Consider the following 23002-nt stretch of genomic DNA (forward strand, 5'->3'; position numbering starts at 1 on the left):
CCACCTCAATTCACAGCCATCTCTCAATGACTGCCTCAACAGGTACTCTCACAAAAAGATATACCTTTGCAGATAACGGCTGCTGCCGGAAATGCCTACTAGCCTGCGCATTCAGCACTCTACTCCAAGACGAATTCAGCAACACTTCTCGTATCCCATTCCACCAATCCGGGACTCTCTGTGACTTTCCATGATGCCTACTACTTCTTTTCACTGTATTTTCAAAGCAGATTCATTTTTAAGTTGTTTTTATCTTACTTCACGACAATCTGTTTGTCAACACTTTTTCTATCTATAGAATTGAAAATATTTTCCGCCATTTTGCATCGTTTCTCCTCTCGCCTGTGCAAGTTCTGATACCGTAACAAGCTGGAACCCCCGTCTCTGAAGCTCCGGTATGAGTCTGAGCGCCGCGTCGATGCTGGAAGAATGGATGTCGTGCATCAGTATGATATCCCCGTCTTTTACTTTAGAGAGAACAGCGTCCACTGTCTGCTGCATATCTTTTGTCTTCCAATCCTGCGTATCAATGGACCACATGATCATCGGCATTCCGACGTTTTCTTTGACAATGTCATTGACTGCTCCGTATGGTGGTCTCAGCAGAGTCGGCGGCTGCCCGCTCGCGTATCTTACTGCCTCATTCGTATCTTTGATCTGCATTTTTACATGCTGTTCATCCAGGTTTGTCAGTTTTGCATGATCATAAGAGTGATTGCCAAGTTCGCAGTTTATTTCCGTCATCTTTTTGACAAACTGAGAATATTTTTTCGCGTTCTTACCGAGCATAAAAAAGGTCGCTCTGGCGTTATGCTTTTCCAACTGTTCCAGCAGTTCTCCCGTCCTTGGTCCCGGCCCATCATCAAATGTAAGGGCGATCATCGGCTTATCCGGATCTGCTCCGCCGGAAACCGACTTCAGTTTTCCGTCATCTGCAAAGATACACTCCTGCACTCCGACCTTTTTCTTTCCGGTCAGCATTTTACCATCCGGATCAAAGTAATACCGATCCTCGCCGATGGTCTGCCAGCCTACGGCGGCACTGCCGTCATCTTTTAAGTAATATACTGCCTTTTTCGATTTGTGCCATCCGATCTTCATGCTGCCGTCTTTTTCAAAATAATATCGTGCTCCGCCGATAGTCTGCCAGCCTTTGGCCAGCTTGCCTTTCCTGTCAAAATAAAAGGTCTCTCCCTTAGACTTGATAAATTCATTTGCTGCATAAGTGCCGTCATTCTTTTTGAAGCGATCCTTGTCCCAGCTCCCGTAACTGTTTTTTACAGTTACCTCTCCGGTTTTTAATTCCAGCTTTACTTTTCCAAGCCATTCACTCTCCAGGGAATTCCTGAGATCACTGGAAAGCCGGATCTTGACCGGGAATGTCCCCTCCACCGTGCCGTCTGCACTGCACTCGATCTCGTACCCGTCTCCCCGATTCAGATCGTCTGCCAAATCCTGCACTGTATACTCTGCTTCCTTGCTCAGAAGCTTCGTTTTCTCTGTTTCTTTCACATGATCAGCAAACTTGGCCTTTGCCTTCAGTTCCGGGATCTGCCCATCCTGCATAATTTCTACAGAATCCGCGGTCAGACAAATGACTGTCTCATCTTTTCCTTCCGGCATGGACGGACCTCCGATCAGAATCATGACCAGCATACAAAGCAGCATACAGGCCGCTCCTGCAACTATCAGTCTCAAATTCTGCCGTTTTCTTTTTCTCCCCTTCACGGCATTCTTTTCCGGTTTTATCCGGAAGTCATGTCTTCTTTTTTTCATTCGTATACACCCCACAAAAAAAGTACGATATTTCTACACGTAGAAGTATATCGTACTTTTTCTTCGGAAACAAGAAACTTTTCCTCTGACATCATGAGATGATCCGAACTTTCAGGACATCCCGTATCTTTTCGATGTCCTTTTCCACTCCTTCCAGATTTTCTGCATCCACGTCAATCATTGTGTATGCGTATTTCCCCCGGCTTTTATTTGTCAGATCGGCAATATTAAGGTCTCTTCCCGCGAGAATTGCGGTAAACTGTCCAATCATGTTTGGAACATTGTGATGCAGGATCGTGATCCTGGCATTGCTGCCCCGCTTTCCCATATCACAGTCCGGATAATTAACCGAATTTCGGATATTGCCATTTTCAAGGTATTCCCGGATTTCTTTTACAGCCATTTTGGCACAGTTTTCTTCCGACTCTTCCGTGGACGCCCCCAGATGAGGAATAACGATAACCCCATCTTTTCCCGCAGTCTGCGGGTTTGGAAAATCTGTCACATATTTTTTCAGTTTTCCGTTTTCCAATGCATCCATGACATCCTGTTCATCGACAAGAATGTCCCGTGCAAAATTTAAAAGGACAGCGCCGTCTTTCATCTTTTGAACGGCGTCCTTCCCGATCATTCCTTTTGTATTTTCCGAAGCCGGTACATGTACTGTGATGTAATCGCACTGGCTGTATATTTCATTCACATCTTTCACATGTCGGATATGCCGCGACAAACTCCATGCCGAATCAACAGACAAATACGGATCGTACCCGTACACTTCCATTCCGAGATGAAGAGCTGCATTGGCCACCAGCGCACCGATGGCACCAAGACCGATCACTCCAAGTCTCTTTCCCTCGATCTCACAGCCCGCAAACTCTTTTTTCTGCTTTTCCGCCCTTTTTGCCACATCTGTTTCCCCGGCGTGAGCCTTGACCCATTCAATTCCGCCCATAATGTCCCTTGAAGCCAGAAGCATCCCTGCAATGACAAGTTCCTTTACCCCGTTTGCATTGGCTCCGGGCGTATTAAACACAACGATCCCCCGTTCCGCACAAGCTTCCAGCGGGATATTATTGACGCCCGCTCCCGCTCTGGCGACAGCCTTCAGGCACAGAGGAAATTCCATCTCATGCATAGACGCGCTTCTCACGAGGACAGCATCCGCGTACTCCATTGTCTCTTGTGCTTCATATGTTTCCGGAAAGATGTCCAGTCCGCTTTTTGAAATGGCATTCAAGCAATGATACTTATACATTCAGAATCTCCTTTTCATACTTTTTCATAAAGTCCACAAGTGTCTCCACACCTTCTCTTGGCATGGCATTGTATATACTTGCTCTCATTCCACCGACCGAACGATGTCCTTTCAGGTTGACAAGACCGGAGGCCTCGGCCTCCTGTATGAATCTGGCATCCAGATCTTTGTCCCCTGTCACGAACGGAACGTTCATGAGAGAGCGGTCTTTCTTCTTTACTGTCCCATGAAAAAGACTGCTGGAATCCAGGTAGTCATAGAGAATCTTTGCCTTCTCCTCATTGCGCTTTTTCATCTCTTCGAGTCCACCCAGATTCTTAAGCCAGCGGAATACTTTCCCGCAAATATAGATTCCATAAGCCGGCGGGGTATTGTAGAGAGAGCCCGCATCCGCGTGTGTTTTGTAGCGGAGCATCGTCGGTGTGCCTGGAAGGACTTCCTCTGTGATAAGGTCTTCCCTTATAATCACGATCGTCACTCCTGCAGGACCAATATTTTTCTGCGCTCCTCCGTAGAGTATTCCATATTTCGTCACATCTACAGGTTCAGACAGGAAGCAGGAAGAAACATCTGCAACGAGAGGTTTCCCCTTGGTATCCGGCAATGTCTTAAACTTTGTACCATAGATCGTATTGTTCTCACAGATATATACATAGTCCGCATCCTCCGAAATGGCGAGATTACTCAGATCGGGAATATAGGAGAATGTCTTGTCCTCGGAAGATGCCGCCACATTGGCTTTTCCATACTTCTGCGCCTCTTGCCAGGCTTTTTTTGCCCACTGTCCCGTAATGATATAGTCCGCCTTCTTGCGCCTCATAAGGTTCATCGGTATCATGGCAAACTGCGTGGATGCTCCGCCCTGCAAAAACAGGACTTTGTAATTATCCGGAATGGCAAGCAGATCCCTGAGATCCTGCTCAGCCGTCTGTATGATTCCGGCGAATGTTTTCGAACGATGGCTCATTTCCATAACAGACATTCCCGTCCCCCTGTAATCAAGCATCTCCGCCGCCGCTTCTTTTAAGACTTCTTCCGGCAATACGGCCGGACCAGCTGAAAAATTATATACTCTCTTCATTTTCCCTCCTGAATATCCGCCAAACATTCCCCATTCGCCCGGCTTTTATTTGATTTATTCTATTGCATCTTTTTCTTAAGATCCTCTTCGTCAAAAACTTTGTCTATAGCATCCCCAGGTGCAACCATCGGCCACACTTTGTCGTCACAATCGATCTGGCAATCAATGACAACCGGCTCGCCCAGACTTCTTGCTTTCTGAAATGCATCTTGGAATTCTTCTTTTGTTTGAGCGCGGAATGCTTTTGCCCCCATCGCTTCCGCCAGCTTTACAAAATCGACTTTATCATTGAGCACGGTTGCGGAATAACGCTGACCGTAAAACAGATTCTGCCACTGACGTACCATGCCAAGTACATGATTGTTGATCACAACCTGGATAATCGGAATCTGATGTCTCACTGCTGTGGCGATTTCATTCATATTCATACGGAAACATCCGTCCCCTGCAATATTGACTACACATTTGTCCGGGCGCCCCATCTTGGCTCCGAGAGACGCACCAAGACCATATCCCATTGTCCCAAGTCCGCCGGATGTAAGAAATGTACGCGGCTCTTTATATTTATAATACTGCGCCGCCCACATCTGGTGCTGACCGACTTCCGTGACAATAATAGCATCTCCTTCTGTCTGACGGTAAATCTCTTCCACAACAAACGGTCCTGTCAACACATCCGGATGGTATTTGAGCGGATATTTTTCTTTGTACGCTTCAATCGTCCGAATCCATTCCGCGTGATTCTGCTGGCTGATCATGGCATTCAGCTTTTTCAGCACGATACTGAGATCTCCGGTCACTCCGTGCGTAATAACAACGTTTTTGTTCATTTCTGCAGGATCAACGTCGATCTGCAGGATTTTAGCGTTTGACGCAAACTTGGAAGCATTTCCAGTTACACGGTCACTGAAACGAGCTCCAAGAACAACAAGCAGATCGCATTCACTTACACCGTGGTTGGCTGTCTTTGTACCATGCATTCCGAGCATTCCGGTATAATACGGATCCGTCCCCGGAAATGCCCCTTTTCCCATAAGAGAATCCGTAACCGGAGCATCTATCTTTTTGACGAATTCAAAAATTTCTTCGCTTGCGCCGGAAAGAACTGCTCCGCCTCCAATGAATATATAAGGTTTCTTTGCTTCCTGAATCATCGCTGCCGCAATTTTCAGGTCATTCTCGCACACATCCTCTTTTTTCTCAGGCGGCACGATCATCTTCGGCTCATATTCAGCCAGATTTGCCGTTACATCTTTCGGGATATCGATGAGAACCGGTCCTGGCCTTCCTCTTTTCGCAATGATAAATGCTCTCCGGATCGTTTTTGCCAGATCATTGACATCTTTTACGATATAATTGTGCTTTGTGATCGGCATCGTGATCCCTGCAATATCAATTTCCTGAAAACTGTCTTTTCCGAGCAGCGATACACCCACGTTGCACGTAATGGCAACCACTGGGATAGAGTCCATATATGCCGTGGCAATCCCCGTCACAAGGTTTGTTGCTCCGGGACCGCTTGTAGCAAAACAGACCCCCACTTTTCCGGTTGCTCTCGCATATCCGTCCGCAGCATGGGCTGCCCCCTGCTCATGGGATGTTAGAATATGTGTGATCTCATTTTTATGTTTATACAACGCATCATATACATTCAGGATCGCTCCGCCCGGATATCCAAAAACGGTATCCACGCCCTGCTCTTTTAAACATTCGATTACAATTTCTGCTCCTGTAAGCTGCATATGCTTTCTCCTTTACCGTTTATTTATATTCCGGGGACTGCAGAATTGCTCCCCTGTTGCCGCTGGTAACCATAGCTGCATAGCGGGCAAGATAACCTGTTGTTACCTTCGGAGGAACTGGTTTCCAGTTTGCTTTTCTCTGTTCCAGTTCTTCTTCCGGGACATCCAGTGTGATGGTAAGGCCAGGAATATCGATTTTGATGATATCCCCCTCTTCCACAAGCGCGATCGGGCCTCCCACTGCCGCTTCCGGGGATACATGTCCGATGGATGCCCCTCTGGACGCCCCTGAGAACCGTCCGTCTGTGATAAGCGCGACACTGGACCCAAGTCCCATGCCGGCAATGGCAGAGGTCGGATTCAGCATTTCCGGCATGCCTGGTCCGCCTTTCGGTCCTACATAACGGATCACTACCACATCGCCTGGGCGGATCTTTCCTCCTTTGATCGCCTCAATGGCATCTTCTTCGCATTCGAAGACTCTTGCCGGCCCCTCGTGTACCATCATCTCTTCCACTACAGCGGAACGCTTTACAACGCTTCCGTCCGGAGCAAGATTGCCTTTGAGAACCGCAAGGCCACCCGTTTCACTATATGGATGGTCGATCGGTCTTATGACTTCAGAATTTAAGTTTTCGCATCCAGCTATATTTTCTTTTACTGTCTTTCCTGTCACTGTCATACAGTCTGTGTGCAGAAGGCCTTTTTTGTCAAGCTCATTCATGACAGCATAGACGCCTCCCGCCTCGTTGAGATCCTCGATATATGTCGGTCCGGCCGGCGCCAGATGACAAAGATTCGGTGTCTTTTCACTGATTCCATTGGCAAAATCAATTTCGAAGTCCATGCCGATCTCGTGTGCGATAGCCGGAAGATGGAGCATGCTGTTTGTGGAACACCCGAGTGCCATATCGACAGTCAGTGCATTTAAAATAGCCTCTTTCGTCATGATATCTCTCGGACAGATATTCTTTCTCCAAAGCTCCATAACCTGCATTCCGGCATGCTTTGCCAGACGGATCCGTTCGGAGTAGACTGCCGGAATTGTTCCGTTTCCCCTAAGTCCCATACCGAGCACTTCTGTCAGACAGTTCATACTGTTGGCTGTATACATCCCGGAACAGGATCCGCATGTCGGACATGTCTTGCACTCAAATTCGTTTAATTCATTTTCGTCGATTTTTCCGGCAGCATAGGCACCGACTGCCTCGAACATACTGGAAAGACTTCTCTTTTCTCCTTTCACATGTCCTGCCAGCATCGGGCCGCCGCTCACAAAGATCGTCGGGACATTGATTCTTGCTGCTGCCATCAAAAGTCCCGGCACATTCTTATCACAGTTTGGAACCATGACAAGGGCATCAAACTGATGTGCCATCGCCATCGCTTCCGTAGAGTCAGCGATAAGATCACGCGTTACGAGAGAATATTTCATCCCGATATGTCCCATCGCAATGCCGTCACACACAGCAATTGCTGGAAATACGATCGGCGTCCCGCCTGCCATTGCAACCCCCATTTTTACTGCTTCTACGATTTTGTCAAGATTCATATGCCCCGGAACGATCTCATTGTAAGAGCTTACAATCCCCACAAGTGGTTTTTCCATCTCTTCTTTTGTGAGACCAAGCGCATTCATCAGAGATCGGTGCGGTGCCTGCTGCGTCCCTTTTGTTACTGTATCACTTCTCATTAATTCTTCCTCCTAGCTGCTTTTTTTCTCTATATGCCTCTTTTTCCGCCTTATTCTACTGCATTCTTTCACAGATCTTGTCACCCATCTCTTTTGTTCCGATCTGGGTACATCCTTCCGACATGATGTCGATCGTGCGGTATCCTTCTTTCAGCACTTTGGCAACGGCATTTTCGATGGCGTCCGCCTCTTTGTCAAGATCAAAGGAAAACCGGAGCATCATAGCTGCCGACAAAATGGTTGCGATGGGATTAGCGATCCCCTTTCCTGCGATATCCGGAGCTGATCCGCCGCTTGGCTCATAGAGGCCAAATTTTGTATCATTGAGGCTGGCGCTTGCCAGCATTCCGATAGAACCGGTTACCATGCTTGCCTCATCAGACAAGATGTCGCCGAACATGTTTTCCGTAAGTACCACATCGAACTGCTTTGGGTTTTTGACAATCTGCATGGCGCAATTGTCTACCAGCATATGTTCCATCTCCACATCCGGATATTCTTTCGCCACTTCCTCTACTACTTTTCTCCAGAGTCTGGAGGAATCCAGCACATTTGCCTTGTCTACACTCGTTACTTTTTTCCTGCGTTTTCTTGCAATATCAAATGCTCTCACAGCGATGCGCCGGATCTCTTTTTCATTGTATGTAAGGGAATCGTACGCGGTAAGAACGCCGTTTTCCTCCACTGTTTTTCTCTCTCCAAAGTAGAGTCCCCCCGTGAGCTCCCTCATGATCATAAAGTCAAAACCTCCCTGGGTAAGCTCCGGCTTCAGTGGACATGCCCCCTCCAATTCCTCGTAGAGGACAGCCGGACGAAGATTGGCAAAAAGATTCAGCTCCTTTCGGATTTTCAGAAGTCCTGCCTCCGGTCTTTTGGAAGGTTCCAACTGATACCATGGGGATGTCTTGGCATCGCCTCCAATCGATCCCATCAAAATGGCATCACATTCTCTTGCCCGCGCCACAGTCTCCTCTGTGAGCGGAATCCCGTGGGCATCGATGGATGCTCCCCCAAGAAGGAGTTCCTCATAAGAGAAAGTATGTCCAAATGCTTCCCCTGCTTTATTTAAAACTTTCACTGCTTCTTCTACGATCTCAGGTCCGATCCCGTCCCCTCTGATCACTCCGACTTTAAAATTCATGTCATCTACCTCCCAGAAAATCTGTTACAGAATATAATATAATATTTTCCCGTTCGTTTCAACCCTTTACCTTGCAAAAGTGTTTTACATAGAAAAAAAGAGGTCCTCCTATCAAAGGAATTCCTCTTTTTACATTGCTTCTTATTTTGTCTCTGCACCCGGTTTTTCCACCTGCATGATGGCTGCTTTCTGCATCGGGATACGGCAGTTCTTGTTGTTGCCGAACTCTACGATCACGTCTTCTTCTGTGATATCGATCACAACCCCATAAAAGCCGCTTGTCGTCAAAACTGTATCGCCAACTTCCATATCAGCAATCATCGCCTGGATTCTTTTCTGTTCTTTTTTCTGTGGTCTCATAAGCAGGAACCAAAGTCCGCCCAGGATCACTACATAAAAAAGGATCATGAACAACGGATTTGCAAATAATCCTCCGCTGCTTGACTGTGATAATACTGTGTATTCCATCGTTTCTTCCTCCTATTTCAGATAAACACTATTGCTATCATACACAATTTTTTCTGTTTCATCAAGTTCTTTTTTGCAATTTATACATTCTTTGTCTGTTCCATGCCAGCCAGCTTCTGCTTTTTGTACTCTTTGAATCGTCCTTCTTCGATGGCCTGTCTGATTTCTTCCATCATGGTATTGTAAAAATACAGATTATGGAGTACGCAGAACCGCATGCCAAGCATTTCTTTTGCTTTCAGCAGATGTCTGATATATGCTCTGGAATATTTTTGGCATACCGGACACTGACATCCCTCTTCGATCGGCCGGTCATCAAGCTCATATTTGGCATTAAACAAATTCAGCTTTCCCTGATTCGTATACACATGCCCGTGCCTTCCGTTTCTTGTCGGGTAAACGCAGTCAAAGAAATCCACTCCTCTTTCTACCGCTTCCAGGATATTGGCCGGCGTACCGACTCCCATCAGATATGTCGGTTTGTGAAGCGGAAGGTGTGGCACAACCGCATCCAGGATCCGGTACATCTCTTCATGTGATTCGCCTACTGCAAGTCCTCCGATAGCATAGCCCGGCAGATCCAGCTCGGATATCGCCTGCGCGTGGGCAATTCTGACATCCTCGAGAATCCCTCCCTGATTGATCCCAAAAAGCATTTGATCAGGGTTGATCGTATCCGGCAGCGAATTGAGCCTCTCCATCTCTGTCTTGCACCGCCTGAGCCATCTGGTTGTTCTTGCCACAGATTTTTCGATGTAATCCCGGTCTTTTGTGCTGGCCGGACATTCATCGAACGCCATGGCGATCGTAGACGCCAGATTGGACTGAATGCGCATACTTTCTTCCGGCCCCATAAAGATCTTTCGGCCGTCAATATGTGACTGAAAGTGCACACCCTCTTCTTTGATCTTTCTGAGTCCTGCCAGGGAAAACACCTGAAATCCTCCGGAATCCGTCAGGATCGGCTTGTCCCACACCATGAATTTGTGAAGTCCTCCAAGTTTTTTCACAACCTCATCTCCAGGCCGCACATGGAGGTGGTACGTGTTGGACAGCTCCACCTGTGTCCCGATTCGATTCAAATCCTCTGTGGACACGGCGCCTTTAATGGCTGCTGCTGTACCCACATTCATAAATACAGGGGTCTCAATGACCCCGTGTACCGTTGTGAACCGGCCTCTTTTGGCGAGGCCGTCACGCTTTATCAATTCATACATTCTTTATTCTCCGTTTCGTATTTGTTAAAAATGGCAGATGATCGGCGTAGATTCATTGATCAGATCATACAGTTTCTGTGCATCATCATATTTCATATTGATACAGCCGTGAGAGCCATGTGTCTTATACCAGTCTCCTCCGAAGCGTGTCTGCCACGATGCATCATGAAAACCGATATCTCTGTTAAACGGCATCCAGAATGCTACCGGAGATTCATATGAGTATTCTCCATTTGCCAGCTTTTCTCCTCTCAGAACCGCATTTTTGGTTTTGTACGTAAGATCGTAGCTTCCCTGAGGTGTATCATCACTTCCATTCGGTTTTCCTGTTACGATATCACAGTTCATGATAGCCTTTCCGTCCTGGAAAAACCAGAATTTCTGAGTGGTAAGATCTACCTCCGCGTAAGTGTTTCCGTAGTCGTTCATATCACCGTGATCGGCACCGCGCCTCGACCATTTTGGTTCACGTGTCACTTCTTTTCCACTCTCTATATTGGCTACCAGTGCAGCATATTCATCTTTCTGGTTCATACTCCATCCAAAATCTCCTCCGGATACATTGACCGTATCGCCCCGTCCGCTCACAAACTGTCTTGTTGTACCGACTGTATTATACTTCGATGCCAGCCCCTTTATATATGCCGTGATCTTTTCACTGTCGAAAGTGACCTGCATATTTTCGTCGACTGTGAGCCACTGAGAAATGAGTGTCTTATCTACCACCTCTGTCTTTGGCGAAAGATCGTAGGTAATCTTGCTGCCCAGGTACTGATTCATCTTTGTCACTGCATCGCTCACTTCCTGTGAATCAGACACATATTTCGGAAGCGTATAGCAGTTTTCTTCTTTCATATCCATTTGCGGCTGAAATCCGCTGATGTACGAATCCACTGCCTTTTTGAAATTTTCCACGTTGATCGCCGTACCTACTACTTCTGGCTGGACCACAAATTGATTTCCGTCGTATTTTGGCTGTGCGTTCTGCGACGGTGTCTGATTTTCTTCCTTCATACAGTCCAGGGAATTGATCACAGTCTCCAATTTCCCGGCATCGTATTCCACTCCCACAGATGCGGTCAGTTCGCTCTTTGACCACAGACATACCGGCCAAAGGAACGGATTCTGCTGATCTTTGACTTTCTCCAGATCATCTCCTGGTTTGTACGTAAGGTCGATGTCCTGTCCTGAGATCGTCTCCGTACCTCCATCGACTTCATTCAGCGTAAGCACATAACTGTCCACCTGTTTTCCCATGTATGTCTCCGCAGCCTTGACGCTCTTCCCTGAAAAATCATTTCCGTTTACTGTTGTTCCAAGATAAAAGTGGCTGTTGAAATAGAATGCTCCCCCAAGGTATACTACTGCTGCGACACCGATGATGCTGCCTGCTGCAATAGCAACCTTCTTACCAATACCTTTTCTTTTTTGTTTCCGAACCTCTGACTTTGGATTCTGATTTTGTCCTCTTTTCCTTGGACCTCGTTTGTGCTTGATTCGTTCTTTCTTTTTTGTTTCTTCTATATCAATCTGTTCCTTTCTTTTATTCATTTACCTTTACTCCCTTACTCTTAACTCATACATGGAATATTATAATATGTATATATAGAAAAGTACAGTGAAAATTTGTTGAAGATTGTCGGAAGAAATAAATACTTTTCTTTCTTTTTCAACAAATTTATCATTGCAGGGGCTTCTTCCTTTATATATAATAAAGCAATAACAAGACAGATTTTACATTAAACGAAAACAGGAGGAAATATTATGGCAGGTTCATCTTTTGGGAAAGAATTTCAAATCAGCACATGGGGTGAATCCCATGGTCCGGGCATCGGAGTTGTCATCGACGGATGTCCATCCGGGCTTTCTCTTTGTGCGTCTGACATACAGAAATATCTGAATCGCAGGAAGCCGGGACAAAACGCATATACGACCGCCCGCAAGGAAGCCGATGAGGCAGAAATCTTGTCAGGTGTCTTTGAGGGACGTACAACCGGCACTCCGATTTCCATCCTTGTTCGAAATACAGATCAGCGTTCCCACGACTATAGCCAGATCAAAGAGTGTTATCGTCCTGGGCATGCCGACTATACCTTCGATGTCAAGTACGGATTTCGGGACTATCGGGGCGGCGGCCGCTCCTCCGGCCGTGAAACCATCGGCAGGGTAGCCGGAGGCGCTGTAGCTTCAGCTCTTCTGAAAGAGCTCGGCATTACCGTGACAGCTTACACGAAAGCAATCGGTCCGTATGAAATTCCTACGGAGGAATACGATCTCTCCGCCATTTCCAGCAGTCCTCTTTTCATGCCGCATCTTGGTTATTCCAAAAAGGCAGAAGCATATCTGAAAGAATGTATGGAAAAGAAAGACTCCTCAGGTGGAATCATCGAATGCATTATCGAAGGAATGCCCGCAGGTATAGGCGAACCTGTCTTTCAAAAACTGGATGCGCTTCTTGCCCACGCGATGCTGTCCATCGGCTCCGTGAAAGGTTTTGAAATCGGCAGTGGATTTTCCGCTTCCCGCTCAAAAGGAAGTCTGAACAACGATGCTTTTTTCATGGATGAAGGCAAGATCGTTAAAAAAACAAACCATGCCGGCGGAGTCCTGGGCGGCATGAGCGACGGAAGTCCTGTTTTATTCCGCGTGGCCATCAAGCCTACTCCATCCATCTCCTCCATGCAGCATACCGTCACTTCAGGTTTGGAAGATACACAGATTTCTATCCACGGCCGTCATGACCCGGTCATTGTACCGCGTGCTGTTGTAGTCGTGGAATCCATGGCTGCCGTCACAGTCGCTGATCTTCTTCTTCAGAATATGCATTCCAGCATGGACGGTGTCCGCCGTTTTTACCTCTGATCTGAAAAATACGATAGAGTGCAGTCTTTTTTACTTTCTTTTGTAAAAAAGATTGCACTTTTCTTTTTTTTATGTATAATAGTATCCGGTGCGCTTGTTAAGCAATACTAAACTTTTTGTTTATTTTTATATGACACAGATACTGTTTCTGTAAAATCAGGAGAAGCAAAATGAACATAGGTGCAAAAATCAAAGAGCTTCGTATCGCGAAAGGTCTAACTCAAGAGGAACTTGCGGACCGCTGCGAACTTTCCAAAGGGTTCATCTCCCAACTGGAGCGGGATCTGACGTCTCCTTCCATTGCCACACTTGTAGATATACTGCAGTGTCTAGGGACCGATCTCCCGGGCTTTTTTTCGGAAGAAACCGAAGAACAGATCGTCTTTGGGGAAGAAGACTATTTTGAAAAGACGGATTCGGAGCAGAAACTAAAAATCGAATGGATCATCCCAAACGCGCAGAAAAATATGATGGAGCCTGTCAGAGTGACCATCGAGCCAGGCGGATCCACATATCCGGATGTCCCCCACGAGGGCGAAGAGTTCGGTTATGTCTTGTCCGGCAGCATTCAGATTCACGTCGGACCCAAGATCTATAAAGCCAAAAAAGGAGAATCTTTTTACTTTACTCCCCATGCCTCCCACTATATTACAGCAAATGGGAAGACAGGGGCGAAGTTTATCTGGGTTAGTACACCACCCAGTTTTTAAAATGAATTTCGGAGGATAATGCGATGCCAAACAAACTGATCGATATCAAAAACATTTCCAAATCATTCGATGACAATCTTGTCCTGGATGATCTTAATCTTTATATCCGGGAAAACGAGTTTCTTACGCTGCTTGGGCCAAGCGGATGCGGAAAGACGACTCTTCTCAGAATCCTTGGAGGTTTTGAAAAGCCAGATCAAGGACGCATTCTTTTTCAGGGCAAAGATATTACCGACCTGGCCCCGAACAAACGTCAGCTCAATACCGTATTTCAGAAATATGCTCTTTTTACCCATATGACTATCGCGGAAAATATTGCGTTTGGTCTGAAGATCAAAAAGAAATCGAAATCTTATATCCAGGACAAGATCCGCTACGCTCTAAAACTTGTCAATCTGGACGGCTTTGAAAACCGATATCCGGACTCTCTAAGCGGCGGACAACAACAGCGTATCGCCATTGCCCGGGCGATCGTAAATGAACCTAAAGTACTTCTTCTTGATGAACCGCTTGGGGCTTTGGATCTGAAACTCCGCCAGGATATGCAGTACGAGCTTATTCGTCTGAAAAATGAACTTGGCATTACTTTCATCTATGTAACGCACGACCAGGAGGAAGCACTTACCATGTCTGACACCATCGTTGTCATGAACCAGGGCTATATCCAGCAGATCGGAACACCGGAAGATATTTACAACGAGCCGCAGAACGCTTTTGTGGCCGATTTCATCGGGGAGAGCAACATCCTTCCTGCCATCATGGTGCAGGACAAACTCGTCCAGATACTCGGCACAAATTTCCCTTGTGTAGATACAGGATTCGGGAAAAACGAGCCGGTAGACGCAGTCATCCGCCCGGAGGATATCGATCTTGTGAAACCGGAAGATGGCATCATGGAGGGTGTTGTGACGCATCTGATCTTCAAAGGTGTCCACTACGAAATGGAGGTAACGGCCCACAATTTCGAATGGCTCGTACACAGTACCGACATGTTTCCTGTCGGAACGAAGGTTGGCATCAAGGTGGATCCATTCGATATCCAGATCATGAAAAAACCGGAATCTGAAGATGAGGAGGCTGCGGCTGCTGATGAATAAGAGAAAACTCCTTGCAGGGCCATATCTGTTCTGGTCCGTCTCCTTTATCATCATCCCGCTTTTTATGGTCATCTACTACGGTCTCACAAATGATAACGGAGATTTTACCTTGAAAAATCTTGCTGCCATGGCAACTCCGGAAAATTTAAAGGCACTTGGACTTTCCCTCCTTTTGTCTGTCATCAGTACCACGGTTTGCCTGCTTTTGGCTTACCCGCTGGCCATGATCCTCACAAATATGAAAGTTGGAAAAAGCAGCTTTATTGTGCTGATGTTCATCCTTCCGATGTGGGTAAATTTTCTGCTTCGGACACTTGCCTGGCAGAATCTGCTGGAAAACAACGGCGTCATCAATACCTTACTTCGGTTTTTAAATCTGCCCACCATTGATATCATCAATACGCCGTACGCCATCGTACTTGGAATGGTGTATGATTTTCTGCCATTTATGGTGCTCCCGATCTACAACGTACTGTCGAAAATTGATCAGAACGTGATCTCTGCCGCCAGAGATCTGGGCGCCAACAGTTTCCAAACTTTTCTAAAGATCATCTTTCCGCTGAGTCTTCCGGGTGTAATCAGCGGGATTACCATGGTCTTTGTGCCATCTCTGACAACCTTTGTCATCTCCGACCTCCTGGGCGGAAGCAAAGTCCTTCTGATCGGAAATGTCATCGATCAGACCTTTACTCAGGGAAGCGACTGGCACACAGGAAGCGGATTGTCGCTTGTCCTTACGATTTTCATCGTGGCAAGTATGATCCTCGTGGCAAAATACGATAAAGAAGGAAAGGGGGCGGCATTCTAAATGAAAAAGACATTACAGAAAATCTATCTTGCTTTGATCCTGATCCTTTTGTATGCGCCGATCCTCACTCTTGTGGTGCTCTCCTTCAACGCATCAAAGACCCGTTCAAAGTGGGGCGGCTTTACCGGAGAGTGGTATGTTGCCCTCTTTCAGAATGAATCGATCATGAACGCTCTCTACACGACACTGATCATAGCATTCCTTTCCGCCTTGTTTGCAACTATCCTTGGGACGATGGCTGCCATCGGACTGCAGGCAACGAAAAAGAAATTACGTTCCGTGTTTCTGACCATCGCAAATATTCCAATGCTGAATGCGGAGATCGTAACAGGGATTTCCCTTATGCTTTTGTTTTTGGCTTTCAGAATGACCCTTGGATTTACTACGATCCTTTTGGCACACATTACGTTTAACATCCCGTATGTAATGCTGAGCGTACTTCCGAAGCTGAAACAAACGGATATACACACTTACGAGGCTGCGCAGGACTTGGGTGCTTCCCCGCTGTATGCCTTTTTCAAAGTAGTATTCCCTGATATCCTGCCGGGAGTACTCTCCGGGTTTCTCATGGCATTTACCATGTCCCTGGACGATTTCATCATCACACACTTTACAAAAGGACCTGGGGTAGATACCCTGTCCACAAAGATCTACAGTGAAGTCCGAAAGGGGATCAAGCCGGAAATGTACGCGCTCTCTACCCTGATGTTTGTGACTGTGCTTTTCCTGCTCGTTCTCATCAACACAGCTCCGCCAAAGAAGCTGACAAAAGAAGAGCGTCAAAAACAACGTAAAGCCGTGCGGATCAGCCGAACGATTTTCCGCAAAGTAGTCCCAGCAATGCTCGTGATCGTCATTGTTGCCGGAGGATTTTTCTACAACTCCAAACAAAATTTTGCAAATGGCAGCAACCGCGTTATCGTGTACAATTGGGGGGAATACCTGGATCCGGAAGCCATTACCATGTTTGAGGAAGAGACCGGTATCGATGTCGTCTACGAAGAATACGAGACAAATGAGATCATGTATCCGAAGGTCGAGTCCGGCGCCATCGCGTACGATGTCATCTGTCCGTCCGACTATATGATCCAGCGGATGATAGACAATGATCTCCTTGCAAAAATCAACTTTGACAACATCCCAAATATCAAAAATATCGGACAGACATACATGGAACAGTCCCGTCAATTTGACGCGAACAATGAATATTCCGTCCCTTACTGCTGGGGAACTGTAGGGATCCTCTACAATAAGAAGATGGTAAAAGAGCCGATTGAAAGCTGGTCTGTCCTCTGGGATGAAGACTACAAAGACAGCATTCTCATGCAGGACAGCGTCCGGGATGCATTCGGTGTCACATTAAAATATCTTGGATACTCCCTGAATTCCACAGACCGTGATGAACTTTATGAAGCGCAGGAGCTTCTTATAGAGCAGAAACCTCTCGTTCAAGCATATGTCATCGACCAGGTCCGTGACAAAATGATCAACAATGAAGCTGCCATCGGCGTGATCTATTCCGGGGAAGCAATCTACTGTCAGCAAGAAAATCCGGATCTTGAGTACGTGATCCCGAAAGAAGGTTCCAATATCTGGATCGATTCCTGGGTTATCCCGAAAAATGCCCAGCACAAAGAAAACGCAGAAAAATTCATCAATTTCCTCTGCCGCCCGGATATCGCGCTGATGAATTTCGAATTCATTACTTACTCCACTCCAAATACGGCAGCCAGGGAACTGATCGAAGATCCGGCAATCCGCAACAGCCGGATTGCATTCCCGGATGCTTCCGAGTTGGAAGGCTGCGAGACATTTAAGTTCCTGGGAGATAAAAATGACCGCATCTATAACGAACTTTGGAGACAGGTTAAATCAAAATAAAAAAGGAATCTGCTAAATATGATCCGAGAATTCACTTACCATATCACAGAACAGGATATACAGAAAGCGCCTTCTGGCGCACTTCTTACGATCCAAGGCTTTTTAAAAAGCCTTGGATATTCTCATTCTGTCATTGTTTCTCTGAAACGCACGCCGCAAGGCATCGTAAAAAACGGAGTCTGGGCAAGAACCGGAGATGTACTTCACGCGTCGGACACTCTTCAAATCCGTATTGAGGAGACGCTCTCCTCCGCCAACATTGTCCCCATCCCTCTGCCTTTTCCTGTTGTTTACGAAGATGCTGATCTGCTTGTCATCAACAAACCGTCCGGAATGCCGATCCATCCTTCACAGGGAAACTATGACAACACGCTGGCAAATGCAGCCGCTTACTACTATCAACAGAAAAAGGAGCCTTTTATCTACAGGTGCATCAACCGTCTGGACCGTGATACAACGGGCCTTCTTATTCTGGCAAAACATTCTTACAGCGCCTCCCTTCTATCCCAAATGGTGGCAAACCGAGATATCCACCGTGAATATCTGGCTGTTGTCAAGGGCAAAACCGAACTGTCCGGTGTTGTGGAAGCCCCTATCGGCAGGAAGGAAGGCTCTACGATCGAACGCCAGGTAGATTTTGAGCATGGAGACTATGCTCGGACTATATATCGGCGGCTGTACTGTGAGGGAGGATACTCCCTGCTATCTCTCTCACTGGACACGGGACGCACACATCAAATCCGGGTGCATATGAACTATATCGGCCATCCTCTGCCCGGAGACTTTCTATACTGTCCGGATTACACAAAAATAAGACGGCAGGCTCTTCATTCCTACCGTCTCTCTTTTCTGCATCCCATTACAAAGGAAGCGCTTTCCTTTACGGCTCCGCTCCCTGACGATATGCGTGCTTTCTTTACACTTCAAAACATCCCCCTCCGATAAATTCCCTCAAAAGGGAATTTGCGGGGATGTTATCTGAACCGATTCCCAGAAAATAATCCAGAAATTTCAAAAGTCTCTTAGCTTCCGGATATGCCGGAGTGTCAGGGCAGATGCCAAACAACAGCGGCTCCACGTATTGCTTTAGCACAGCCAGCTCATAGATCAGGGCGGAATTGAACATGATATCCGCCTCTTCCTGGTACGGGAAAATATTTCTCTCCTCCCCTCTTCTCACGGAATACCACATGGCGATAGTCCTGTCTGCCGGCGTTCCTCTCGTCCTTGCATCTCTCACAATCCTCCGTATAAGACGTCCGTCTGTTGTCGGGATTCGGTTATGTTCATCAACATTCAGCTGTGTCAGAGCACTGATGTAAATGCGGAATTTGTTTTCCCCCGGAAGCATCTTTGTAAGCTCTGGATTCAGACAATGGATCCCCTCTATCACAAGGATGTCATTCTCTTCCATCCGGATTCTGTGACCGTTATATTTGCGCTGTCCGGTCACGAAATCAAAGGTAGGGATCTCCACTTCCCTGCCTTCCAAAAGCCCCCGCAAATCTTCGTTAAACTGCTTTATATCAATAGCTTCGAGACATTCAAAGTCATAATTCCCTTTCTCATCCTTGGGCGTATGCTCTCTGTCCACGAAATAATTATCCACAGCCAGTGGATGCGGCCTCATCCCATTTACCCGAAGCTGAATGGACAGCCTGTGCGAGAACGTTGTCTTTCCGGAGGAGGACGGTCCCGCAATAAGAATAAATTTGATATTTTTCCGGTTTTTGATCATCTCGGCAATCTCGGCGATCTTCTTCTCCTGCTGTGCTTCCTGCACAAGCACCATATTCTGTGCCCCGGCCCTCGTAATTTCAGAATTCAACGCCCCGACTGTCTCAATCCCAAGCATATCTCCCCATTTTGTAGACTCCTTCAGCACGTCAAATAATTTTTTCTGCGGCCGAAAAGGAGGAACAATTCTAGGATCCTGCAAAGTCGGCATTTGGATCACAAATCCCTCGTCATACAGATGCAGGGAAAAATACCGGAGATATCCGGCGCTTGGCACCATGTATCCATAATTGTAATCCTCAAATCCGTTCATCCGATAAATATTGACTCTGGAACTTCTTCTATACCGGAAGAGCTCTTCTTTATCGTACATCCCATACTTATGAAAAAGATCGACAGCCTCATCCGTCTGAATGCTCCGTTTGCAGAACGGCATATCCTCTCTGATGATCTCGATCATTCGGTTTTCAATTTTTTCCAGTATCTCTTCATCGACTTTCCTATTTCCTTCGATAATACAGTATAGTCCCTGATCCACAGAATAATGGATCCGTACCTTGTCGACGTGTTCATGCCCTAAAGCATCATACACCGCCTTTACAAGCAGAAAGCTCATGCTTCTCTTATATGTCTTATGCCCAGCGTTGTCCCCTGTCGTCACGAAGACAAGCTCGCAGTCGTGTTCCACTTCTTTGAAAAGCTCTTTCAGTTTTCCATTATCAACAACTAGAACAATGTCATTTTCATACATGCTCTGGCGCTCTTTGGCGATTTCCAGATAGGTCGTTCCATCCGGGTAGCATTTCTTTTCTCCGTCCGGAAATGTGACGGTATAAACTTTCTGCATTTCCAACTCTCCTTTCGGATCAGACTATAGAAAAAGGTATTTTTTTTGGCATGGAGAGGAGACATACTTCTCCTTTGAACTGTTCTTCCAGAAGCTCCTTCACATCTTCTATAAACAAATATTCCAGCCCATAGTGTCCGGCATCGATGATCGAAAGCCCCTGAGCCGCCGCGTCGATTCCTGTATGGTGCCCAATGTCGCCTGTTACAAGCACATCCGCCCCCTTTTTCAGAGCCTCAGGAATGACACTGCTGCCCGCTCCTGGGCATACTGCCACCTTCTGAATCTTTTTCTCCCCTCCAAAACAGCGCAGACCGCACAGACCAAACCGTTTCCGAACCCGTTCCGCGAACTCGGTCACAGACACTTCTGTACTCAGTGTTCCGATACATCCAATGCCGACTGCCCGGCCATCTTTCTCTCCTGTCACTTCCAGAGGAAGAGCGCCTGTCAGTTCCAGTCTATCCGCTGCAAGCAAGCCCATCCTGCACACATCGTAATTGGTATGCATTGCATAATATGCAATATCCTTCCCAAGTAGTGTTAAAATCCTTTTTCCGATGAAATCTCCATCAGTAATCCGCTTTACAGCGCTAAACAAAAGTGGATGGTGGGAAATGATCAGATCCACACTTTGTTTTACTGCAGTTTCCACTGTCTCATCATCCACATCCACAGTAATGAGGACCTTTTTTACTTCTTTTTCTTCTCTTCCCAGCAGAAATCCGCTGTTGTCCCAGTCCATGGCGTATTCTTCCGGCGCCAGACCAGTTAGTATTCTTCTGATCTCTCCTGCATTCATATCATTTCCTCCGTTTATTCCCTGGTTCCTTTTGCGGAAAAGGCGGACTTTGCTTTCTCAAGTATCGTGATCTCTTCTTCCAGATTACGGATCCTTTCCCGTATCCTATCCGGTTTTTCTGCTATCTCAAACAATTCCTCGCGAATCCGTGTCTTTTTCGCCCACTCCCGTTCCAGGAAAGACCAAAGCACCTGATCTTTCTTCTCCAGAAGGCATCTTCCGAACAGATACTCCTCCTCCCGATACGGCTGCGTCTCCTTCTTTCCTGGTATCGCCCTCAGCATAGGATAATATTTGCCATCTTCATATACCATATTCTCCTCATCGATAAAAAATCCGTTTTTGATCAGAAATCTTCGCACCTTTCCAATCTCAGACTGAGGTTGAAGAATACACTCTTTCAAAGATGCCGCTACTTCAGGGCTGTCTGACAATATCTTTATAATAAGAGCGCCGCCCATTCCGGCGGCGACCATACTCTCTGTTTCTTTCACATCCAGTTCTTTCAGACCGTCCGACTTTCTTGTCTTTATTTTGCTGCAAAGTCCGTGTTCCTGAATATGTTCCCGGGCCCGCATAAGGGGCCCATCGTTGATATCCATCGCGATTGCGGATGGAATTACTCCCTTCTCTACAAGGAAGATCGGAATATAGCCATGATCTGTTCCGACGTCCGCAAGACGCATCCCTTTCGTCACGAGAGACGCAACCGCTTCCAGTCTCTTTGACAATTCCATATATTCCTCCTAATCCAGGTAATCTCTCAGTTTTCGGCTTCTGCTTGGGTGGCGCAATTTTCTGAGTGCCTTCGCCTCAATCTGACGGATACGCTCTCTTGTGACATCAAACTCCTTGCCGACCTCTTCCAGCGTCCTTGCACGGCCATCATTCATGCCAAACCGAAGTCTCAGCACTTTCTGTTCTCTGTCTGTAAGTGTGTTCAGCACTTCACTCAGCTGCTCTTTCAGAAGGGTCGACGCTGCTGCCTCGGCTGGTACCGGAACATTGTCATCCTGGATGAAATCTCCAAGATGGCTGTCTTCCTCCTCTCCGATCGGTGTCTCAAGGGAAACTGGTTCCTGAGAAATCTTCAGAATCTCACGCACCCTGTCTACCGGCATGTCCAGTTCTTTTGCAATCTCTTCCGGCTGCGGCTCCCTTCCCAGTTCCTGAAGAAGCTGGCGGGATACCCGGATTAATTTGTTGATCGTTTCCACCATATGGACTGGGATACGGATCGTTCTTGCCTGGTCTGCGATCGCTCTCGTGATCGCCTGGCGAATCCACCATGTAGCGTAAGTACTGAACTTAAATCCCTTCTGATAATCAAATTTCTCCACTGCCTTAATAAGACCCAGGTTTCCTTCCTGAATCAGGTCAAGAAAGAGCATTCCACGCCCCACATAACGTTTCGCGATACTTACCACAAGACGTAAGTTTGCCTCTGCAAGACGTTTCTTAGCGCTTTCGTCGCCTTCTGCCATTCTCCTTGCCAGATCGATCTCTTCCTCCGCGCTCAGAAGCGGTACCTTTCCAATCTCTTTTAAATACATCCTCACCGGATCTTCAATGCTGATTCCATCCGGGACAGAGAGATCGATCTTCTCCATATCCACTTCGTCCTCTTCGTCCGAAAGGATCAGATCATCAATATCTGCATCCAAGTCATCGTCGTTTACCATGCGAAGAACGTCGATATTGACGGCTTCCAGATATTCGTATACCTTCTCCATGTGCTCTGTATCCAGTTCCATGTCAGCGAAAAAATCATTGATCTCCTGAATCTCCAGCACGCTCTTCTTTTTCTTTCCGAGTGCGACCAGTTCTTTAAGTTTCTCTTCAAATTTCGCTACGTTTTCTTCCATGCTTTTGTCCATCCTCTCAT

Annotated in this window: 19 protein-coding genes and 1 other annotated feature (1 of these 20 only partly in view); of the genes, 6 read left to right on the forward strand and 13 right to left on the reverse strand. The window is 46.8% G+C overall.

The window, feature by feature from the left end:
• Positions 1 to 223, reverse strand: a binding site (T-box leader); it reaches 25 nt to the left of the window's first position.
• Positions 224 to 288: 65 nt separating this feature from the next.
• From FLB61_RS00550 to FLB61_RS00590, 9 genes are all read right to left on the reverse strand, one after another.
• Positions 289 to 1776 carry a polysaccharide deacetylase family protein gene (locus FLB61_RS00550; protein ID WP_221919126.1) on the reverse strand — a complete coding sequence of 496 codons (1488 nt, stop codon included), beginning with the start codon at positions 1774 to 1776 and terminating at the stop codon, positions 289 to 291.
• 91 nt (positions 1777 to 1867) lie between these two features.
• Positions 1868 to 3031, reverse strand: coding sequence for a phosphoglycerate dehydrogenase (locus FLB61_RS00555; protein WP_087211135.1), 1164 nt, complete (start codon positions 3029 to 3031; stop codon positions 1868 to 1870).
• Complete coding sequence (gene serC, locus FLB61_RS00560; RefSeq protein WP_087199546.1) at positions 3024 to 4112, reverse strand: 3-phosphoserine/phosphohydroxythreonine transaminase; 1089 nt, start codon at positions 4110 to 4112, stop codon at positions 3024 to 3026. The genes FLB61_RS00555 and serC overlap by 8 nt, the downstream gene beginning before the upstream one ends.
• Before the next feature lie 59 nt (positions 4113 to 4171).
• Complete coding sequence (gene ilvB, locus FLB61_RS00565; RefSeq protein WP_221919127.1) at positions 4172 to 5854, reverse strand: biosynthetic-type acetolactate synthase large subunit; 1683 nt, start codon at positions 5852 to 5854, stop codon at positions 4172 to 4174.
• A 19-nt stretch (positions 5855 to 5873) separates the two neighbouring features.
• The gene (gene ilvD, locus FLB61_RS00570; RefSeq protein ID WP_221919128.1) at positions 5874 to 7547 is read right to left on the reverse strand and encodes a dihydroxy-acid dehydratase; all 1674 of its coding nucleotides are present in this window, start codon (positions 7545 to 7547) and stop codon (positions 5874 to 5876) included.
• Between the two features lie 55 nt (positions 7548 to 7602).
• Complete coding sequence (gene leuB / locus FLB61_RS00575; RefSeq protein ID WP_087199540.1) at positions 7603 to 8688, reverse strand: 3-isopropylmalate dehydrogenase; 1086 nt, start codon at positions 8686 to 8688, stop codon at positions 7603 to 7605.
• A 141-nt stretch (positions 8689 to 8829) separates the two neighbouring features.
• Positions 8830 to 9096 carry a preprotein translocase subunit YajC gene (yajC, locus tag FLB61_RS00580; RefSeq protein WP_087199738.1) on the reverse strand — a complete coding sequence of 89 codons (267 nt, stop codon included), beginning with the start codon at positions 9094 to 9096 and terminating at the stop codon, positions 8830 to 8832.
• Between the two features lie 140 nt (positions 9097 to 9236).
• The gene (tgt, locus tag FLB61_RS00585) at positions 9237 to 10373 is read right to left on the reverse strand and encodes a tRNA guanosine(34) transglycosylase Tgt (RefSeq protein WP_087199538.1); all 1137 of its coding nucleotides are present in this window, start codon (positions 10371 to 10373) and stop codon (positions 9237 to 9239) included.
• A 24-nt stretch (positions 10374 to 10397) separates the two neighbouring features.
• The gene (locus FLB61_RS00590; protein WP_221919129.1) at positions 10398 to 11924 is read right to left on the reverse strand and encodes a L,D-transpeptidase family protein; all 1527 of its coding nucleotides are present in this window, start codon (positions 11922 to 11924) and stop codon (positions 10398 to 10400) included.
• A gap of 213 nt (positions 11925 to 12137) precedes the next feature.
• Here FLB61_RS00590 and aroC point away from each other — a divergent pair, with 213 nt between their 5' ends.
• From aroC to FLB61_RS00620, 6 genes are all read left to right on the forward strand, one after another.
• Positions 12138 to 13235 carry a chorismate synthase gene (aroC, locus tag FLB61_RS00595; RefSeq protein ID WP_221919130.1) on the forward strand — a complete coding sequence of 366 codons (1098 nt, stop codon included), beginning with the start codon at positions 12138 to 12140 and terminating at the stop codon, positions 13233 to 13235.
• 170 nt (positions 13236 to 13405) lie between these two features.
• Entirely contained in the window at positions 13406 to 13945 is a 540-nt protein-coding gene (locus FLB61_RS00600; protein ID WP_087199532.1) for a helix-turn-helix domain-containing protein, read from the forward strand.
• Positions 13946 to 13968: 23 nt separating this feature from the next.
• The gene (potA, locus tag FLB61_RS00605; protein ID WP_221919131.1) at positions 13969 to 15042 is read left to right on the forward strand and encodes a spermidine/putrescine ABC transporter ATP-binding protein; all 1074 of its coding nucleotides are present in this window, start codon (positions 13969 to 13971) and stop codon (positions 15040 to 15042) included.
• A complete protein-coding gene (locus FLB61_RS00610; protein WP_087199528.1) occupies positions 15035 to 15850 on the forward strand; it encodes an ABC transporter permease in 816 nt (271 codons plus the stop codon). Before potA ends, FLB61_RS00610 begins: the two co-directional genes overlap by 8 nt.
• Complete coding sequence (locus FLB61_RS00615) at positions 15851 to 17731, forward strand: extracellular solute-binding protein (protein WP_221919132.1); 1881 nt, start codon at positions 15851 to 15853, stop codon at positions 17729 to 17731. It abuts the gene before it with no gap.
• A gap of 18 nt (positions 17732 to 17749) precedes the next feature.
• Entirely contained in the window at positions 17750 to 18676 is a 927-nt protein-coding gene (locus FLB61_RS00620) for an RluA family pseudouridine synthase (RefSeq protein WP_221919133.1), read from the forward strand.
• On the opposite strand, the gene FLB61_RS00625 is transcribed toward FLB61_RS00620, so the two are convergent.
• The 4 genes from FLB61_RS00625 to rpoD are packed head-to-tail and all read right to left on the reverse strand — an operon-like array spanning position 18648 to position 22982.
• Entirely contained in the window at positions 18648 to 20315 is a 1668-nt protein-coding gene (locus FLB61_RS00625) for a nucleoside kinase (protein WP_221919134.1), read from the reverse strand. The two genes, FLB61_RS00620 and FLB61_RS00625, sit on opposite strands and share 29 nt — an antisense overlap.
• 19 nt (positions 20316 to 20334) lie before the next feature.
• Entirely contained in the window at positions 20335 to 21117 is a 783-nt protein-coding gene (locus FLB61_RS00630; RefSeq protein ID WP_087199516.1) for a Nif3-like dinuclear metal center hexameric protein, read from the reverse strand.
• A 14-nt stretch (positions 21118 to 21131) separates the two neighbouring features.
• Positions 21132 to 21854: a tRNA (adenine(22)-N(1))-methyltransferase gene (locus tag FLB61_RS00635; RefSeq protein WP_221919135.1), complete on the reverse strand. Its 723-nt coding sequence runs from the start codon at positions 21852 to 21854 to the stop codon at positions 21132 to 21134.
• 9 nt (positions 21855 to 21863) lie between these two features.
• Entirely contained in the window at positions 21864 to 22982 is a 1119-nt protein-coding gene (gene rpoD, locus FLB61_RS00640) for an RNA polymerase sigma factor RpoD (RefSeq protein WP_087211107.1), read from the reverse strand.
• Positions 22983 to 23002: the final 20 nt, after the last annotated feature.

Origin of the sequence: Sellimonas caecigallum (genome assembly GCF_019754295.1) — a bacterium.
In the GTDB taxonomy this organism is placed as follows: domain Bacteria; phylum Bacillota; class Clostridia; order Lachnospirales; family Lachnospiraceae; genus Sellimonas; species Sellimonas caecigallum.

Bases quoted from the DNA above. Each gene is read 5' to 3' on its own strand.
- FLB61_RS00550 (WP_221919126.1), bottom strand. From the start codon at position 1,776: ATGAAAAAAAGAAGACATGACTTCCGGATAAAACCGGAAAAGAATGCC.
- FLB61_RS00555 (WP_087211135.1), bottom strand. From the start codon at position 3,031: ATGTATAAGTATCATTGCTTGAATGCCATTTCAAAAAGCGGACTGGAC.
- serC (WP_087199546.1), bottom strand. From the start codon at position 4,112: ATGAAGAGAGTATATAATTTTTCAGCTGGTCCGGCCGTATTGCCGGAA.
- ilvB (WP_221919127.1), bottom strand. From the start codon at position 5,854: ATGCAGCTTACAGGAGCAGAAATTGTAATCGAATGTTTAAAAGAGCAG.
- ilvD (WP_221919128.1), bottom strand. From the start codon at position 7,547: ATGAGAAGTGATACAGTAACAAAAGGGACGCAGCAGGCACCGCACCGA.
- leuB (WP_087199540.1), bottom strand. From the start codon at position 8,688: ATGAATTTTAAAGTCGGAGTGATCAGAGGGGACGGGATCGGACCTGAG.
- yajC (WP_087199738.1), bottom strand. From the start codon at position 9,096: ATGATCCTTTTTTATGTAGTGATCCTGGGCGGACTTTGGTTCCTGCTT.
- tgt (WP_087199538.1), bottom strand. From the start codon at position 10,373: ATGTATGAATTGATAAAGCGTGACGGCCTCGCCAAAAGAGGCCGGTTC.
- FLB61_RS00590 (WP_221919129.1), bottom strand. From the start codon at position 11,924: ATGAATAAAAGAAAGGAACAGATTGATATAGAAGAAACAAAAAAGAAA.
- aroC (WP_221919130.1), top strand. From the start codon at position 12,138: ATGGCAGGTTCATCTTTTGGGAAAGAATTTCAAATCAGCACATGGGGT.
- FLB61_RS00600 (WP_087199532.1), top strand. From the start codon at position 13,406: ATGAACATAGGTGCAAAAATCAAAGAGCTTCGTATCGCGAAAGGTCTA.
- potA (WP_221919131.1), top strand. From the start codon at position 13,969: ATGCCAAACAAACTGATCGATATCAAAAACATTTCCAAATCATTCGAT.
- FLB61_RS00610 (WP_087199528.1), top strand. From the start codon at position 15,035: ATGAATAAGAGAAAACTCCTTGCAGGGCCATATCTGTTCTGGTCCGTC.
- FLB61_RS00615 (WP_221919132.1), top strand. From the start codon at position 15,851: ATGAAAAAGACATTACAGAAAATCTATCTTGCTTTGATCCTGATCCTT.
- FLB61_RS00620 (WP_221919133.1), top strand. From the start codon at position 17,750: ATGATCCGAGAATTCACTTACCATATCACAGAACAGGATATACAGAAA.
- FLB61_RS00625 (WP_221919134.1), bottom strand. From the start codon at position 20,315: ATGCAGAAAGTTTATACCGTCACATTTCCGGACGGAGAAAAGAAATGC.
- FLB61_RS00630 (WP_087199516.1), bottom strand. From the start codon at position 21,117: ATGAATGCAGGAGAGATCAGAAGAATACTAACTGGTCTGGCGCCGGAA.
- FLB61_RS00635 (WP_221919135.1), bottom strand. From the start codon at position 21,854: ATGGAATTGTCAAAGAGACTGGAAGCGGTTGCGTCTCTCGTGACGAAA.
- rpoD (WP_087211107.1), bottom strand. From the start codon at position 22,982: ATGGAAGAAAACGTAGCGAAATTTGAAGAGAAACTTAAAGAACTGGTC.